This is a genomic window from Nocardia sp. NPDC058666, assembly GCF_042714895.1.
GTDB lineage: Bacteria > Actinomycetota > Actinomycetes > Mycobacteriales > Mycobacteriaceae > Nocardia.
In genome coordinates, this window is the sequence record NZ_JBHXRY010000017.1 from 21,935 (window position 1) to 37,514 (window position 15,580).

General features: G+C 67.4%; 12 protein-coding genes. 4 read left to right on the plus strand and 8 right to left on the minus strand.

Features of this window, described 5'->3' with window-relative positions:
- Nucleotides 1-48: 48 nt before the first annotated feature.
- The 4 genes from ACFWVD_RS25615 to ACFWVD_RS25630 all read right to left on the minus strand — a co-directional run bounded on the left by ACFWVD_RS25615 (nucleotide 49) and on the right by ACFWVD_RS25630 (nucleotide 5,017).
- A complete protein-coding gene (locus ACFWVD_RS25615) occupies nucleotides 49-765 on the minus strand; it encodes a type 1 glutamine amidotransferase (protein WP_379246948.1) in 717 nt (238 codons plus the stop codon).
- On the minus strand, nucleotides 762-1,997 hold the full coding sequence (locus tag ACFWVD_RS25620) for a MurT ligase domain-containing protein (protein WP_379246950.1): 1,236 nt from the start codon (nucleotides 1,995-1,997) through the stop codon (nucleotides 762-764). Before ACFWVD_RS25620 ends, ACFWVD_RS25615 begins: the two co-directional genes overlap by 4 nt.
- Before the next feature lie 153 nt (nucleotides 1,998-2,150).
- Nucleotides 2,151-3,896, minus strand: a complete 1,746-nt coding sequence (locus ACFWVD_RS25625; protein ID WP_379246952.1) for an FAD-dependent oxidoreductase — start codon at nucleotides 3,894-3,896, stop codon at nucleotides 2,151-2,153.
- Between the two features lie 173 nt (nucleotides 3,897-4,069).
- The gene (locus ACFWVD_RS25630; protein WP_379246954.1) at nucleotides 4,070-5,017 is read right to left on the minus strand and encodes an EamA family transporter; all 948 of its coding nucleotides are present in this window, start codon (nucleotides 5,015-5,017) and stop codon (nucleotides 4,070-4,072) included.
- A gap of 72 nt (nucleotides 5,018-5,089) precedes the next feature.
- Here ACFWVD_RS25630 and ACFWVD_RS25635 point away from each other — a divergent pair, with 72 nt between their 5' ends.
- Nucleotides 5,090-5,989, plus strand: coding sequence for a LysR family transcriptional regulator (locus ACFWVD_RS25635; RefSeq protein WP_379246956.1), 900 nt, complete (start codon nucleotides 5,090-5,092; stop codon nucleotides 5,987-5,989).
- Nucleotides 5,990-6,082: 93 nt separating this feature from the next.
- On the opposite strand, the gene ACFWVD_RS25640 is transcribed toward ACFWVD_RS25635, so the two are convergent.
- Nucleotides 6,083-7,576 (minus strand): AAA family ATPase, encoded by a 1,494-nt coding sequence (locus tag ACFWVD_RS25640; protein WP_379247057.1) that lies wholly within the window; start codon nucleotides 7,574-7,576, stop codon nucleotides 6,083-6,085.
- A gap of 640 nt (nucleotides 7,577-8,216) precedes the next feature.
- The gene (gene leuA, locus ACFWVD_RS25645; protein ID WP_379246958.1) at nucleotides 8,217-10,013 is read right to left on the minus strand and encodes a 2-isopropylmalate synthase; all 1,797 of its coding nucleotides are present in this window, start codon (nucleotides 10,011-10,013) and stop codon (nucleotides 8,217-8,219) included.
- 285 nt (nucleotides 10,014-10,298) lie between these two features.
- On the opposite strand from leuA, the gene ACFWVD_RS25650 reads away from it, so the two are divergent.
- From ACFWVD_RS25650 to ACFWVD_RS25660, 3 genes are all read left to right on the plus strand, one after another.
- On the plus strand, nucleotides 10,299-11,066 hold the full coding sequence (locus ACFWVD_RS25650) for a sulfite exporter TauE/SafE family protein (protein ID WP_379246960.1): 768 nt from the start codon (nucleotides 10,299-10,301) through the stop codon (nucleotides 11,064-11,066).
- Between the two features lie 119 nt (nucleotides 11,067-11,185).
- Nucleotides 11,186-12,796 carry a GMC oxidoreductase gene (locus ACFWVD_RS25655; protein WP_379246962.1) on the plus strand — a complete coding sequence of 537 codons (1,611 nt, stop codon included), beginning with the start codon at nucleotides 11,186-11,188 and terminating at the stop codon, nucleotides 12,794-12,796.
- A 155-nt stretch (nucleotides 12,797-12,951) separates the two neighbouring features.
- Nucleotides 12,952-13,785, plus strand: a complete 834-nt coding sequence (locus ACFWVD_RS25660) for an ion transporter (protein WP_379246964.1) — start codon at nucleotides 12,952-12,954, stop codon at nucleotides 13,783-13,785.
- Here the strand turns inward: ACFWVD_RS25660 and ACFWVD_RS25665 are convergent.
- Nucleotides 13,772-14,974: a low temperature requirement protein A gene (locus ACFWVD_RS25665; RefSeq protein ID WP_379246966.1), complete on the minus strand. Its 1,203-nt coding sequence runs from the start codon at nucleotides 14,972-14,974 to the stop codon at nucleotides 13,772-13,774. The genes ACFWVD_RS25660 and ACFWVD_RS25665 overlap by 14 nt on opposite strands.
- 66 nt (nucleotides 14,975-15,040) lie before the next feature.
- Nucleotides 15,041-15,499 (minus strand): SRPBCC family protein, encoded by a 459-nt coding sequence (locus tag ACFWVD_RS25670; protein WP_379246968.1) that lies wholly within the window; start codon nucleotides 15,497-15,499, stop codon nucleotides 15,041-15,043.
- Nucleotides 15,500-15,580: the final 81 nt, after the last annotated feature.

A 15,580-nucleotide genomic window follows, 5' to 3' on the forward strand; every position in this document is an offset into this window, starting at 1 on the left:
CGGCGCAGGTAGTAGTCGCGGGAGGGTAAAAGTCGGCTTGAGCCGAACTCAGGCGCGCAGACGTTCCTTGCGCAGCTGGGTCACCTCGGGCAGGTCGAGGGGGGCCAGGTCGGTGGCGGGGATGCCCAGCGCCATGGCGATGAGCAGGTCGGCCAGTTCCGGGTTGCGGGCCAGGGCCGGGCCGTGCAGGTAGGTGCCGAAGACCGAGCCCTGGACTACGCCTTCTGTGCCGTCGCCTACGCCGTTGCCCACACCACGGGTGACTCGGGCTAGCGGAGCGGCATCGGGTCCGAGAGTGGTTCCGCCACGGTGGTTTTCGAAACCGGTCAGTGGTGCGGTGAGGCCGGCGACCAAGGGCGTGGTGGTGACTTCGCCGATGGAGCGGACCTTCTGAGGTGCGGTGGTGACGTCGAAAAGACTGACGCCGTCGACCTTTTCGCCCGCCGAAGTCTCGTACCAGTTGCCCAGCACCTGGATGGCGGCGCAAATGGCAAGCACGGGTGCACCTTTGGCGGCTGCCTGCTGGAGGCCGGGGTACTTCTGCAGGTGGCGGGTGGCCAGCCGTTGCGCGGAGTCCTCGGCGCCACCGAGGGTGTAGATGTCGAAGGAATCGGGCACCGGGTCGGCCAGGGTGATGTCGATGATCTCGGCGTCGTAGCCGCGCATCCGCAGCCGTTGCCGCAGGACCAACGCGTTGCCGCCGTCGCCGTAGGTGCCCATCACGTCGGGCAGCACGAGGCCGATACGAATGGTTGACTCGCTCACCGGCGGGCCTCCAAATCACGATTCAGATCACGGAACGCGGTGTAGTTGGCCAGCACCTCGACGTGGCCGGCGGGACAGGAAGCGATGGCGCGCACCGGATCCGGGATCAACGTGTGCTCCACACCGGCGTAGGTCAGGCGCACGGCCAGATCGGTCGCGCGTTCGCCCGAGGCGACCACCTGCACGCCTTCGAAATGCTCGAACCGCACGTCCCACAGCCAGGACAGATCCTCGCCGTCGGGCACCTGACCGTTCACCGCGATCACCAGACCCGCCGACGACGGCTCGATCATCGACAGTGCTTCCTGCCAGCCGGCCGGATTCTTGGCCAGCAGCAGGCGCGCGTCGTGCTCGCCGACGGTGACGGTGCGGTACCGGCCCGCGATCTCGCGCACGGTGCCGGTGGCATCGGTGGCCTTCGCGGGCTCGGCGCCCATCGCCACCGCCGCGGCCACGGCCTGCGCCGCATTGCCGCGGTTCGCCCGACCCGGCAGGGCCAGGTGCAGCGGCGACCGGAAACCGTCAGGGCCGCACAGGTCTTCGCCGTCGAGCCACCAAACAGGTTGCGGGCGATGGAAATCCGCGCCGGTCGAGCGCCAGTTCTCGCCCTCCCAGACGATCGGCTCGCCACTGCGCGGGCAGCTGGTCGCGTCCACGGCCCAGCCGCTGCCCGCCGACACCCACACCACATTCGGGTGGTCGTAGGCGATCGAGGCGACCAGCACGTCGTCACAGTTGGCGATCACGACCGTGTCGGGATGCCGGGCCAGGCCCGCACGCAGCTTGCGTTCGATCATGTTGATCTCGCCGACGCGGTCGAGCTGATCGCGGCTCAGGTTCAACAGCACCACGGCTTCGGGGTTCAGCGCGTCGGCCACGTGCGGCAGATGCAGCTCGTCGACCTCGATCGCGGCCAGCTTCACCCCCTGGTGCAGGCTCAGCGCGGCCACGATGCCCGCGTCCATGTTGGCGCCGTCGGCCTGGGTGGCGACCTCGCCGAGCGTGCCCAGCGCCGCGGTCGTCATCCGGGTGGTCGTCGATTTGCCGTTGGTGCCGGTGATCAGCACCGTTCGCCGTTCGCGACCGAGCTGCGTCATGATCGACGGGTCGATCTGCAACGCGATCAGGCCGCCGATCATCGAACCCTTGCCGCGTCCCGCCTTCTGCGAAGCCCACGACGCTGCCGCCGCCGCTCGCAGGGCCAAGCGCCCACGCACCGAGATGTCTGCCACGCCGCGAGTCTATGTGCGTCGCGCGCGGCGGTGCGGGCGGGAGCGGTTCGGCGTGCGTGAGGACCGTGTTAATTCCTCCGGGCGACCAGGTGCGGACCACGTCGGAGGTGACCGTGGGCACATTCCTGCGCACCCGTTCGGTATCGACCGGTGTCAGGTCGGGGTGTCGAAAAGGTTCGGCAGACCCTGGGCGTAACGGCCGGCGTCGACCGCGCGTAGCGGCTCCAACTCGGGAGTGCGGCGCAGTTTGAAACCGGTGCAGCGCTGGGCATTCGAACCGGACACGTCCAGTAGCGCGTTCACCGCGGCACGCGCGGACTCGTTGGCACCCTCCATGGTCGCCAAGTCGACGTCGGTGCGCACGTAATCGCCTGCCAGGAAAAGGTTTTCGATCGATCCGTGCGCGTTCGGTCGCGCGTCCCACGAGCCCGCCGTATTGATGAGCAGCGGGTCGGCATTCGCGTTCTGTGCGCCCTGCCAGGTGATTCCCGGATCGAGAAACCAGGAATGCACGTCGGCGGGGCGCAGCAGTTGGTCGCGGTCGTTGAGATGGCTGCTCAACTGGGCCCAGACTTCGCGGAAGATTTCCTCGTGCGTGCACTCGGTGGCGGGCTTGCCGTAGAGCATGCCCACCGAATGCCAATCGGAGATGTCGACCGAGAGGCAGTCGGCCACCGAACCGTCGCCGAAAGACGGGAGCTTGTGGGTCCACAACTGATTCTGGCTGATCGACGTCAGTGACCACGGTGTATCGACATAGGCCGTGTGGCCGCGTGAAATACGCAGTGGCACACGGAAATAGATCTGTATTCCGTTCATCCAATCGACGAAGAGACGATCCATCGCCGACAGTTCGGGAGCAACGGCCAACACTTCTGACGACCACAGTTTCCTGGCCTGCTCCACCGGCAGCGCGACCACGAAATAGTCGGCGTCGACAGTGCGTGCGTCGGCGAGGCGAGCGGACTGGATTCGCTTGTCGCGCACCACGAGTTCGGACACGCGTGCGTCGAGTTCGAACCGCACGCCCAGGGTGCGCAGGTGCTGGACCCACGGGTCGATCCAGGCGGTGTTGGTGGTGTTGTTCAGCACGCGGTCCAGGCCGCCGTCGTTGCCGTGGCCCAGCGGGTTGCCCAGGAACTGTTCGCCCATGCTGCCGATGGTGCGGGTGCTGGCCAGATTCTCCTTGGCGGCGACCATGATCGACGTCAGCGACCGGGAGATGAGCGCGCGGAACTCGTGCGAGCGCTGGTTCCCGCGCACGAAATCGTGCCAGGACGTGTACTCCCACTGGCCGAAGCGACGCGCCTCGCAGCTGGTGTTGAACACCATCAGCCGGTTGGCGAAATACGCGCCCTCCGCGGGCGGCATCTTGGTCGCGGTGGTGATGGTGGCGGCCAGAGATTCTCGGATCGAGTCCGGGGTGACCTGGATCGCGGTGAGGCTGTCGGGCAGGGCCAGCAGGATGTCGTCCCCGTCGCGGCGGGAGAACCTGGCCTCGGGGACGGCGAGCAGATTGCTCCACACGCCATCGACATTGCCCGGCACCGGAATTCGACGCATCGTGTCGGGCAGGTTCTGATAGAAGCCGGGGAAGAAACGAAACCCGTGCTCACCGGGCAGATCGGGCCTACCGCCACGCCCGGTGCCCGCCACGCCCACACTGCGCGCCTTCCCGCCCAACGCCCGCGCCTCGTACACCGTCACCTCGAAGCCGCGCTCGGCCAGCTCGTGCGCCGCGGTCAGCCCCGCGACACCGCCGCCGAGCACCGCGACCCGACGCCCCGGTGGCGCCGCGAAACCTGGCGCACCCGCTACGGCCCCCGCCGATATCGCCCCCGCTGCGACCGTGCCGCGAAGGAAGGTTCTTCGCGAAACGGACCACCGCTGTTCCGCCATACGCTGTTCAGCTGCCTTGCTCGAGTATTGCCTGGGATTTGCTACCACTCTAGAGCGCGGCGAAGACCTGGCTATATCGACCTGTGCGTCGTTCGCCCGAGTTGAGAACGGTCACATGCTAGCCATACCCCAGGCAACCGTGGGGCCGAATCAGCCCAACAGCCCTCGGTTGATCAAGCCGGTGCCGGCTCACGAACCGGTACCAGCTCACGAACCGGCTCCACAGCCTCCTTGACCTTCTTGACTCCACCGCCGGTCGTAGCCGCGAACGCTCCCGCGATCACCACCGCTCCACCCAGCAGCGCGAACATCGACGGCTGTTCGTCCAGTACTGCCCACGCCGCGGCGATGCCAACAACCGGAACCAGCAGCGACAACGGTGCCACGGTGCCCGCCGGATACCGGCTCATCAGGTAGGTCCACAGGCCTGAACCGCATACCGTCGCCAGGATCGCGATGTAGGCGACGGCGCCCAGTGCGGGCAGGCCCTCGGCCGAGAACGCCGCCCCCAGCGCACGGAAACCGGTACCGGGCCCCTCGACGGCCATCGACAGTGCCAGCATCGGCAGCACCGGCACGACCGACATCCACAACGTCAGGTGCAGCGGGTTGAAGCCGGGGGAGTCTGCGCCGGCCTGGCGGGCACCGATATTGCCGAACGCCCAACCCAAGCCACCCGCCAACGTCAGCAGGACCGGCAGCAGGGTCGCTGTCGCCATTCGATCGGCGCCGATGATGACCATGCCCAACACCGCCACCGCCAGACCGGCCATCTGCACCGGCCGCAGCCGCTCGCGCAGCAGCACCGCGCCCAGCACCACGGTGAACGGGGCCGAGGACTGCAGCACCAGCGACGCGAGGCCGGTCGGCATGCCGGTGCGCATGGCCGTGAACAGGAAGGCGAACTGCAGGATGCCGAAGCCGGTGCCGTAGAGCAGCAGCCACCGGGTTTTGACCGCGGGGCGCGGGATGAAGATCAGCACGGGGATCGCGATCACCGCGAAACGCAGCGCGACGAAGAAGAAGGGCGGGAAGTGGTCGAGGCCGATGCGAATGGCCAGGAAGTTCAGGCCCCAGAGCACAACGACGGTCAGTCCGAGCATGCGGTCACGAGTGGTCACGGGTTTAATGGTGCGGCCCGCTAAAGATCAGCACAATCGAATAAATGTGGATCAATAACGTAGATTTACTTCATGTTCTCCATCGAGCGGTTGCGGATTCTGCGCGAGCTGGCCGACCGGGGCACCGTCGCCGCGGTGGCCGAGGTGCTGTCGATGACGCCGTCGGCGGTGTCGCAGCAGCTGAAAGTGCTGGCGCGGGAGGCCGGGGTGGCGCTGCTCGAGCCGGACGGGCGGCGGGTGCGGCTCACCGATGCTGGGCAGGCGCTGGTGTTGCGGGCCGACGATGTGCTCGTGGCGATGGAACGGGCCATCGCCGAGATGGCGCACTATCGGGGCTCGCCGCGCGGTCAGGTGCGGGTGGCTTCGTTTCCGTCGGGGGCGGCGTTGCTGTTGCCGCCGGTGCTGGCCGCGTTGGCGTCCAGTGGCGTCGAGTTGGTTGCGGGGGATGAGGATCTGCCGCCCAGTGAGGTGTCGAAGTTGTTGGCGGACTACGACATCGTGCTCACACATCGCGACGAGCGGGCGCCGTCGGTGTCCGGGCCGCGGCTGGCGGCGCGCGTGTTGATGCGTGAACCCATCGATGTTGTTGTGGCGCCTGATCATCCGCTGTCGGGTCGGACTTCGGTGCGGCCCGAGGAGCTCGCCGAGGAAACGTGGGTGAGTGTGCGCGGTGGGTTTCCCGTTGATGACGTGCTCGAATCCATCGCCACTGTCACCGGGGTGCGGCCGCGTATTGCTCAGCGGCTGAATGAGTTTCGTGTGATCGAAACGCTGGTTGTCTCCGGCTACGGTGTGGCGCTGATGCCGCGCTATGCCGTGGCCCACCCCGACCTGTCTGTGCTGCGGTTGGACGGCGTGCGAGCGGCGCGAGTGTACGAGATCGTCACCCGTCCACAAGCCCACCGCAGCCCGGCCATCGCGACCGTGCTGGATGCGTTCGACAGTGCGGCACGGGCGATCATCGCGCGATGAACGGATCGACCCTCGTCACCGGATGACGCTGCGGCGACGGCGACGGGGTCGTCGGCCTGAGGCCCCGACCCGCGTCGACCGTCGTTGTCTACGTCAGACTTGGCCCGGATACTGCTGGCCCGGGAACTGCTGACCCTGGTACGGCTGGCCCGGGTAAGGCTGGCCGGGCTGGTAGGGGTGCTGCTGGAACTGTTGCTGCTGACCGTGGTAGCCGAAATCGTCGGCGACCATGGCGGCCAGTTCGAGCAGGGCGCGCCTGGTCGGCTTGCTCACCAGTTCGAGGTCGATCTCGGCGCCCTCGGCCAGGTGATCGTCGAAGGGGACGATCTGCACGGCGCGGGTGCGGTCGAGGAACAGCTTGCGCAGCTGATCCAGGTCGACCGTGGAAGCGCCACGGCGCGAAGCGTTCACGACCACGACCGTGCGTTCGACCAGCTTGCTGTAGCCGTGGTGGTCCAGCCAGTCCAGCGTCGCCGAGGCGCTGCGCGCACCGTCGATCGCGGGGGAGGTGACCAGCACCAGCGAGCTCGCCATGTCCAGCACGCCCGACATCGCCGAGTGCATCAGACCGGTGCCGCAGTCGGTGAGGATGATGTTGTAGAACGACTGCAGGATGCCGATCGCCTTGCGGTAATCGGCCTCGCTGAAGGCCTCCGACACGGCCGGATCCTGTTCGGAGGCAAGCACTTCCAAGCGGCTGGGAGCCTGCGAGGTGTGTGCGCGTACGTCCGAGTAGCGGGTGATCTGCTGATCTTCGAGCAGGTTGCGCACCGTGGAACGGGTCTGGCGAGGCACCCGGTGGGCCAGGGTGCCGAGGTCGGGGTTGGCGTCGATGGCGATCACGCGGTCACCACGCTGGGACGCGAAGGTGGAGCCGAGACCGACCGTGGTGGTGGTCTTGCCGACGCCGCCCTTGAGCGACAGGATCGCGATCCGGTAGTCGCCACGCACGGGCTGGTTGACGCGCTCGCCCAGATCGCGGAACACCACGTCGGCCGCGGACTCGCCGGGGTTGATCGCGCCGCCGGACACCTTGTGCACGGCCTTGCGCCACCCGCTGCGGGGCGATTTGCGCGCGCGCTTGAGCAGGTTCAGGTCGTTGACCGAATGGCCGGGCTGACCGGGCTGCTGCATGTGCTGCGGCTGGAACGGTTGCTGCTGCGGCGGGGCGCCCCACTGCTGGCCGGACGGCGGACCCGCAGGGCCAGGCTGGCCGGGGAACTGGCTCGGCTGATCGGGCTGCTGGCCCGGGAACTGGCCGAACTGTTCGGGCTGCTGACCAGGGAACTGCCCCGGCTGACCGGGGAACTGGCCGGGCATCTCAGGCTGACCCGGCGCCATTCCGCCCTGCATGGGCGGTGCGAACATCGGCGGCGGCGGCGCCCAGCTGTAGATGGGCTCGGACTGCTGCCCCTGTTCCGAGAACTGCTGCTGCTGTTCAGGACCGGGGTAGGGCTGCCCCTCAGCACCCGGATACTGCGGCGCACCCTCGGCGCCGGGGTACTGCGGCGGCACGCCCGGATACGGCTGCTCACCGGTCGCGTGCGGACCGGGGTACGGCTGCTCGGCACCCGGCTGACCCGGCATCCACGGCTCGCCCTGCGGCTGACCCGGCCACGGCTGCTCGCCCGGCTGACCCGGCCACGGCTGCTGCTCCGGCCCGTTCGCCACATTGCCCTGATACGGATCGGGCATCGAATACGGCGCGCCCTGCGCGAACTGAGCGGGCGGCGCGAAACCGCCGGGCTGATACACGGTCTGGTCGGCGAGACCGGGCTCGGCGATGGGCTGCTCGCCGGTCGACGGATCGCTGACCTCGCCGGACGGCTCGGCCGCGGTCTCGGCGGGCTCGAGCTCGTCGTCGACGGTCGCGGTCTGCACTCCGGAGGGACCGGACGCAGCGTCGGACTCGTCAGCCGACGGACTCTGCAGCCACGGCGGCGAGGTCGGATTATGGTCGTTGTTGGTCACAGTGTCCCCCACTTGCTCGCTGAACGAGCAGGAAAGCTCGGCGCTGAATGTGCGTTAAAACGCTAACACGGAGGCAATTTTCGTGCGTCGGGGGCAGGGCGTCGCGCGCATCGAAGCGATGTCGAATGCGCCCAGCTCAACCGGCATATCCGACGCGAAGTCGACCAGCCGGACCTGACTTATCCACAGGCTCTGGAATCTATCCACAGGGACGAAAGCGGCCGGGACCACCAGGTCCCGGCCGCCATAGAGCGAACTACTGGGCCGCGCGGTTCACTGCGGAGACGACTGCGCGGAGGGAGGCGGTGGTGATCGAGGTGGCTATGCCTACGCCCCAGACGATCTTGTCGCCGATGGCTACCTCGACGTAGGCGGCGGCTTGGGCGTCGTCGCCTGCGGACATGGCGTGTTCGCTGTAGTCCAGGACTCGTACGTCGAAGCCGACGGTGGCGATCGCGTCGACGAACGCGGCCAGCGGGCCGTTGCCGGAACCGGTGATCTCCTGCTCGACGCCTTCGACCTTCACGGTCGCGGTGATCGAGTCCACGCCGCCGTCGGTTTCGGCGGCGGTGACCTTCTGCTTGATCCGCTCGAGCGGCAGGATCGGGTTCAGGTACTCGTCGGCGAAGACGTCCCACATCTCCTTGGGCGTCACCTCGCCGCCCTCGCCGTCGGTGATCGCCTGGATGGCCTGCGAGAACTCGATCTGCAGGCGGCGCGGCAGCACCAGGCCGTGATCGGTCTTCATGATGTAGGCGACGCCGCCCTTGCCGGACTGCGAGTTCACCCGGATCACGGCCTCGTAGGTACGGCCGACGTCCTTGGGGTCGATCGGCAGGTACGGGACCTCCCAGACGATGTCGGCCACATCGGCGCCCTGCGCGTCGGCGGCGGCCTTCATCGCGTCCAAGCCCTTGTTGATGGCGTCCTGGTGGCTGCCGGAGAACGCGGTGTAGACCAGGTCGCCGCCGTAGGGGTGACGTTCCGCGACGGCCAGCTGGTTGCAGTACTCGACGGTGCGACGGACCTCGTCGATGTCGGAGAAGTTGATCTGCGGGTCGATGCCGCGCGAGAACATGTTCATGCCCAGGGTGACCAGGCAGACGTTGCCGGTGCGCTCGCCGTTGCCGAACAGGCAGCCCTCGATGCGGTCGGCGCCTGCCTGGTAGCCCAGTTCGGCGGCCGCGACGGCGGTGCCACGGTCGTTGTGCGGGTGCAGCGACAGCACGATCGAATCGCGACGGGCCAGGTTGCGGTGCATCCACTCGATGGAGTCGGCGTACACGTTCGGCGTGGCCATCTCGACCGTGGCCGGCAGGTTGATGATCAGCGGCTTCGCGGGCGTGGGCGCGATGATCTCGGAGACCGCGTCGCACACCTCACGGGCGTAATCCAGCTCGGTGCCGGTGTAGGACTCCGGGCTGTACTCGTAGCGCCACTCGGTGTCGGGGTAGCGCTTCTCGATCTCCAGGCACAGCTTGGCCGCGTCGGTGGCGATCTTCTTCACCGCGTCGCGCTCGGCGCGGAAGACCACGCGGCGCTGCAGGATCGAGGTGGAGTTGTAGAAGTGCACGATCACGTTCGGTGCGCCGTTGCAGGCCTCGAACGTGCGCTCGATCAGCTCGGGGCGGCACTGGGTGAGCACCTGGATGGTGACGTCGGCGGGCACGGCGCCGTCTTCGATGATCTCGCGGACGAAGTCGAAGTCGGTCTGGCTCGCGGCCGGGAACCCGACCTCGATCTCCTTGTAGCCCATGCGGACCAGCAGGTCGAACATGCGGCGCTTGCGCGCGGGGCTCATCGGGTCGATCAGCGCCTGGTTGCCGTCGCGCAGGTCGACGGCGCACCACGCGGGGGCGCGATCGATGATCTTGTCCGGCCAGGTGCGGTCGGCCACGGCGATCGGCTCGACCTCTTCGGCGAAGGGGCGATACCGGAACGAGGGCATCGAGGAGTTCTTCTGGGTGTTCCACGCGGGCTGGTCGGCCGGGGCCGGTTTGCCGGGGGCCGCGATGGTGCGCGAAGCGGATACGAATGCGTCAGCCGAGGACATGCAAGTTTCTCCGTGAGTGTGAAGGATTCCCTGATGGGAGCGGGTCGACCGGCGCGTTGGAACCCCGCGACGGGAGCCGGTCCTTGTCAGAACCCGTCGCGGCGGCCGAGAAGAAGTGCCCGCTGCAGCATGATCCTTCGAGCTTACCGCGCGCGCACCCCCGCCCGTAAGCGGCCCGGTGAATCAACCTCCCCGAATCAGCTGTCCGGTTGACCAGTACGGTTTCCCCCATAACGCACGCTTGTACGGACCACGCGTCCGACGAGACGTACCAAAGGAATTCGCATGACTTGGTTGCAGCAGGTGGCCATCCTCGCGGCGGGTATCGCGGCGGGTGGCATCAATACGATCGTCGGATCGGGCACGCTGATCACCTTTCCCACGCTGCTGGCGTTCGGGTTGCCGCCGGTGACGGCGAATGTGTCGAACACGATCGGGCTGGTGCCTGGCTCGATCAGCGGGGTGATCGGGTATCGGCGTGAGCTCGCCGGGCAGCAGAAGCGGCTGGTGCAGCTGGGCAGTGCGTCGCTGCTGGGCAGCATCGTGGGCGCGATCGTGCTGATGACGATGCCCGAGTCGGCGTTCAAGGCGATCGTGCCGGTGTTGATCATCGTGGCGCTGATCCTGGTGGTGGTGCAGCCGCGGCTGGCCGCCTGGGTGAAAAAGCGTCGCGAGGGCGGTGAATCGGCCGCGCCCGAACACGGCGGGCCGATCCTGCTGGTCGCGGTGTTCGCCACGGGTATCTACGGCGGGTATTTCGGGGCGGCGCAGGGCGTGCTGCTGCTGGGCCTGCTCGGGGTGTTCGTGCACGAGGACATCCAGCGGCTCAACGGTGTGAAGAACGTGCTGGCGTTGATCGTGAACGCGGTGTCGGCGGCGATCTTCATCGTGATCGCCGACGTGGACTGGCGGGTGGTGGCGTTGATCGCGGTGGGCTCGATCATCGGCGGGCAACTGGGCGCGAAAGTGGGTCGGAAGTTGTCGCCGAACGTGCTGCGCGCGGTGATCGTGGTGGTGGGCACGATCGCGGTGATCCGCCTGCTCACCAGCTGAGTTCTCGCCCGCGCCACCCACCGGTCGTGACTTGCGACAAATGTGGGTACTAGCGGGCGGTTTCCGCTTGTTGCGGGGTATTCTTCGCGTCGGCCATGCGTGATGAGGGAGGTGGCCTGGTGCACAGACGTGCCTTTTTCAAGGCGACGGGACTGGCGGCTGTTGCTGGTGCCGTGGGAACGACGCTGAGCAACGCGCCCGCTTCGGCGGATCCGCGCGCCGCGATGTTCCAGTCCTGGGTGCCGGAGATCTTCGCCCCGATCCCGGACGCGCCCGCGCATTCGCCCGCGATCGTGATCGGATCCGGCTTCGGAGCGGCGGTAACCGCGTTGCGGCTGGCCGAGGCCGGCATCGCCAACACCGTGCTCGAACGCGGTTCGCTGTGGCCCAACGACCCGTGGCGGGAGATCTTCACCGGCGACGACCTGCCCGACGGTCGCGGGTTCTGGCATCGCACCAGCTTCACCGGCGTCACCAAGGTGCCGATGAGCTTCAGCGCCTTCGGCGGCGTGCTGGATGTGACCCAGTATTCCGGGATCGACGTGTGGCGTGCGGCCGCGGTCGGCGGCGGTTCGGTGATCTTCACCGGCGCGATGGTGGCCCCCGAACGCAAGCTGTTCGACCAGGTCTTCGGCGGCGTCGTCGACTTCGGTGAGCTGGAACGCGTGTACTACCCGCGCGTGCGGCAGATGCTGCGCCTGGACGCGATGCCCGCCGACATCTACAACTCCTCGCCGTTCGCGCACTCGCGCGCCTGGGACGCGCAGGTCCGCGCGGCCGGCTACCAGCCGCTGGCCAACGACTCGATCTTCAACTGGGACGTGCTGCGCAGCGAACTGGCGGGCACCTCGCGCGCCTCGGCCACCACCGCGCGCTCCAACCTGGGCAACTCCAACGGTGCCAAGTTCGACCTCAACCAGAACTACCTGCGCTACGCCCGCGAGACCGGCAAGTCGCAGGTCTTCGCAGGTCATCGCGTCGACGCCATCGCGCAGGAGGCCGGCGGCAAGTTCGTGGTCGCGGTGACGAAACTGTCCCCGACCGGCCAGGTGCTGAGCACCCGAAACTTGACCTGCGACAAGCTGTTCCTCGGCGCCGGATCCGTGGGAACTTCGGAACTGCTGGTTCGCGCCCAGGCCACCGGCACCCTGCCCAACCTCAACGAGCACATCGGCGACGGCTTCGGCACCAACGGTGACGTGGTCCTGGCCCGTGGCGCGAGCCAGGTCGCGGGCCACGGCCAGGGCGTGCCCAGCGCCAGCCGCATCTACGACGAATCCAGCGTCCCGCTGACCCTGGAGAACTGGTACATCCCCGGTATCCCGTTCGAAACCGGCGCGCTGGCTTCGCTGGGCATGGTCCTGGACCCGACCCGCGCGCGGTTCGGCTATCAGGCGGCCACGGGCGGCGTCGGCCTGAACTGGTCGACGGCCACTCAGCACGCCGTGGCCGGTGCCGCGCGCGCGGTCGATCACCGGATCGCCGAACGTGCCGGTGCGGTCGCCGAATACGGCGTGCTGGGCTATGACGCCAACGCCCAGTTCACCGCGCACCCGCTGGGTGGCGCGGTGCTGGGCAAAGCCACCGACGGCTACGGTCGCGTGCACGGCCACCCCGGCCTGTACGTGATGGACGGCGCGGCGATTCCCGGCAGCACCGCCACGGTCAACCCGTCGCTGACCATCACCGCACTGGCCGAACGCAATATCGAGGCCGTGCTGCGCGGCTGAACACGCGCCCGACCGGCGTTCGCAAGTCCGCTCGCGGCGCCGGTCGACCAATTAGCGTGGCAAGCGAAGTCGAGGCCGACAGTCGACCTCGAACAGGCCGTTCGGGTCACGGGCTCGAACACGCGGTGTCAGCCGCCGACAGCACAGGAGCATCAGTGGCTTCACCGGGGATCGAACGGGTCGAGGCACTGCCGGACGTGCGCGCCAAAACGCCCACGCTGCGCACCGACCTGTTCATGCTCGCCCTGGCGATCGTGTCGGTGGTGCTGGTCGTGTGGATCACGTTCTTCCACGTCAGCGGGCCGACCTATCACGCGATCGTCATCGTCGACACGTCGATCTGCGCGATCTTCGCCGTGGAATTCCTGTGGCGCTGGCGGCGCGCGGGCTGGCCGTGGACGTTCCCGTTCGTCTACTGGTACGAAGTGCTCGGCATGATCCCGGTGACCAGCCCGCTGTTCCGCGGGTTCCGGCTGTTCCGGATCGTGGTGATCTTGATCCGGCTCGGCCGGGTCGCTGATCGCGCGCTGGGGGAGCGGGTCACCGCCACGATCGTGAACCGGTTCGTCGGCACGATCGTGGACATCATCAAACGTCCGATGACGGTCGCGGTGCTGGACGAGGTCTCCAATGTGCTGCGCGCCGGGCACTACACCCAGAACATCGCCAACGCGCTCGAAGAGAATCACGCCGAGATCGACAACCTGATCATGGACCTGATCAAGAACGATCCGCAGACCGGCAAGCTGCGCTACCTCCCGTTCCACGACGACATCATCCGGCTGGTCGCCGACACGGTCTACCGCATGCTGCGGCAACTGCTGGACGACCCGCGCACCGACGAACTCGTGGCCGACATGCTGCGCGAGAACCTCGATCAGATCAACGACGCCGTGCGCAAAGGGGTGAAGGTGCCACCGTCCAAGTTCGGCGCGTCACATCCCGAACATGGTGTGCGGCACCAGCTTTCTCAGGTCAAGCGTGCCTGATCCGGTCGCGCGGCTGAGCGAAACGGACCGTCTCCGCGACCACCAGTGCGGCCAGTAGCGCGCACAACAGCGTCAGCGAGGCCAGCGCGGGCAGGTGCGCGGCGACCGGGATCAGCGCGAACAGCAATACCGCCACCACCACGCGTTCGATCGAAACAGATTGTGTCGCATAGTATTTCGCGAACGCGATGCCGAGCAGGAACAGCGCAGGGCCACCGTAGAGCGCCCCGAGCGGAATCCCGTACAGCGGATCGGTGAGCGTGTGATGCGAGGAATCGCCGACGTAGTACAGCACCTTCTTCAAGCCCAACGACAACCCGATCACGCCCACGATCATCGGGAAATGCCCGTACATGTAACTGTTCTGGGCGATCTTGATCTGCCGCGCGTCCTTGGCATGGGCGAAGGCGTGCTCGATCGAGATTGCCGCCACGTCGAAGTACAGCCACCACAGCAGACCCGACACCGCAAGCCCCAGCATCGAACCGACTGCGATCGGCCACGAGATCGGCAGTCCGGCCACGCCGACCCCGATCGACACGATGGATTCGCCCAGCGCCACGATCACGATCAGGCCGTAGCGTTCGGCGTAGTGCTTGGCCGAGTTCAGCCGCCAGTCGGTGCCCGCTGCCCACGTCCACACCATGTCGCCGACGATCGCGGCCAGCCACAGCAGGATCTGCACCGCGCCGGTGGTCATCGCGGCCACCACCAACAGTGTGGTGCCCAGGGTGATCGAGCCCAGCGCCCAGCGCAGCAGCTGCCTGCGCAACTGGGCATCGCCCGCGCTGACCATCCAGAACACCGACACGTGCACCAATCGCACGATCAGATAGGCGATGGCGAACACCAGCGGACCGAACCAGCCGCCGGGCATATCCGTGAACGCCTCGGGGATCGTGAGCGCGGCCAGGAACGCACCGCCCATCGCGACGAACATCGCCACCCGCGTGAGGCCCTCGTCGGCGCGCACCACATTGCCCAGCCACGAATACGCGATCCACAGCCACCACATCAGGGCCAGCACCAGCGTGGCCCGCAGCATGTTCACCGCGGTGGTCTCGTCCGCGGCGAGCGCGGTGACCATGGTGAACGCGAAGACGATCACCAGGTCGAAGAACAGCTCGAGCTGGGTCACCGTCTCGCCGTCGCGCACCGGCTGGAACCGGACCCGTCGTTTTCCGCTCATGCCGACAATGGTCGCACTGTCGGCGGCGATCCGCGCGCACGGAAACCGGTTTCGCGGATGGCGGAACTAGCCCGCCGCGTACCCGCTGATCTCCGGGAAGCGCTCGGCGAAATCGATGAAGTTCGAGACCGCCTCGTCGTGCAGCTTGCGCAGCGAGCGGTTGAACAGGATGCCCGGAATGGGCAGTGGCAGTGACAGTTCCACGTGGTAGTCGACCTCGGTGCCCTCGCGACCCTCGGTCAGGTCGATCCAGCCGCCGCCCTTGGAACCGCGACTGCTGTCCACCACCGTCCACGACACTCGGTTGCGTTCCCATGCGTACTCGAGCACTTGGGCGTCGGAGTTGCCCATGAAATGGGCCGTGACGAACACGCGACGGGGTCGGCCGTCGTTGTCGCGCGGGCCCACCCGGACGTCGCTGTAGGAGGTGGACCACTCCGCTGTCATGTCGACCGCCAGTAGCGCGTCCATGACTTGGTCGACCTCAGCGTCCACGGTGAATCGGATGTCGATCTTCGAGCGCATCTTTGTCTATCCTCCGAAACCGCAGTCGTTCGCGCCCGATTGTGCACAGGTGAGTCAGTGATCGTCAACACGTCTATGGTC

Excerpts from the sequence above, each read along its gene's own strand:
- ACFWVD_RS25665 (WP_379246966.1), bottom strand. The coding sequence starts at position 14,974 with ATGAGCGGAAAACGACGGGTCCGGTTCCAGCCGGTGCGCGACGGCGAG.
- ACFWVD_RS25650 (WP_379246960.1), top strand. The coding sequence starts at position 10,299 with ATGACTTGGTTGCAGCAGGTGGCCATCCTCGCGGCGGGTATCGCGGCG.
- ACFWVD_RS25635 (WP_379246956.1), top strand. The coding sequence starts at position 5,090 with ATGTTCTCCATCGAGCGGTTGCGGATTCTGCGCGAGCTGGCCGACCGG.
- leuA (WP_379246958.1), bottom strand. The coding sequence starts at position 10,013 with ATGTCCTCGGCTGACGCATTCGTATCCGCTTCGCGCACCATCGCGGCC.
- ACFWVD_RS25640 (WP_379247057.1), bottom strand. The coding sequence starts at position 7,576 with ATGCCGGGTCAGCCGGGTGCCGAGCAGCCGTACCCCGGTCCGCACGCG.
- ACFWVD_RS25625 (WP_379246952.1), bottom strand. The coding sequence starts at position 3,896 with ATGGCGGAACAGCGGTGGTCCGTTTCGCGAAGAACCTTCCTTCGCGGC.
- ACFWVD_RS25670 (WP_379246968.1), bottom strand. The coding sequence starts at position 15,499 with ATGCGCTCGAAGATCGACATCCGATTCACCGTGGACGCTGAGGTCGAC.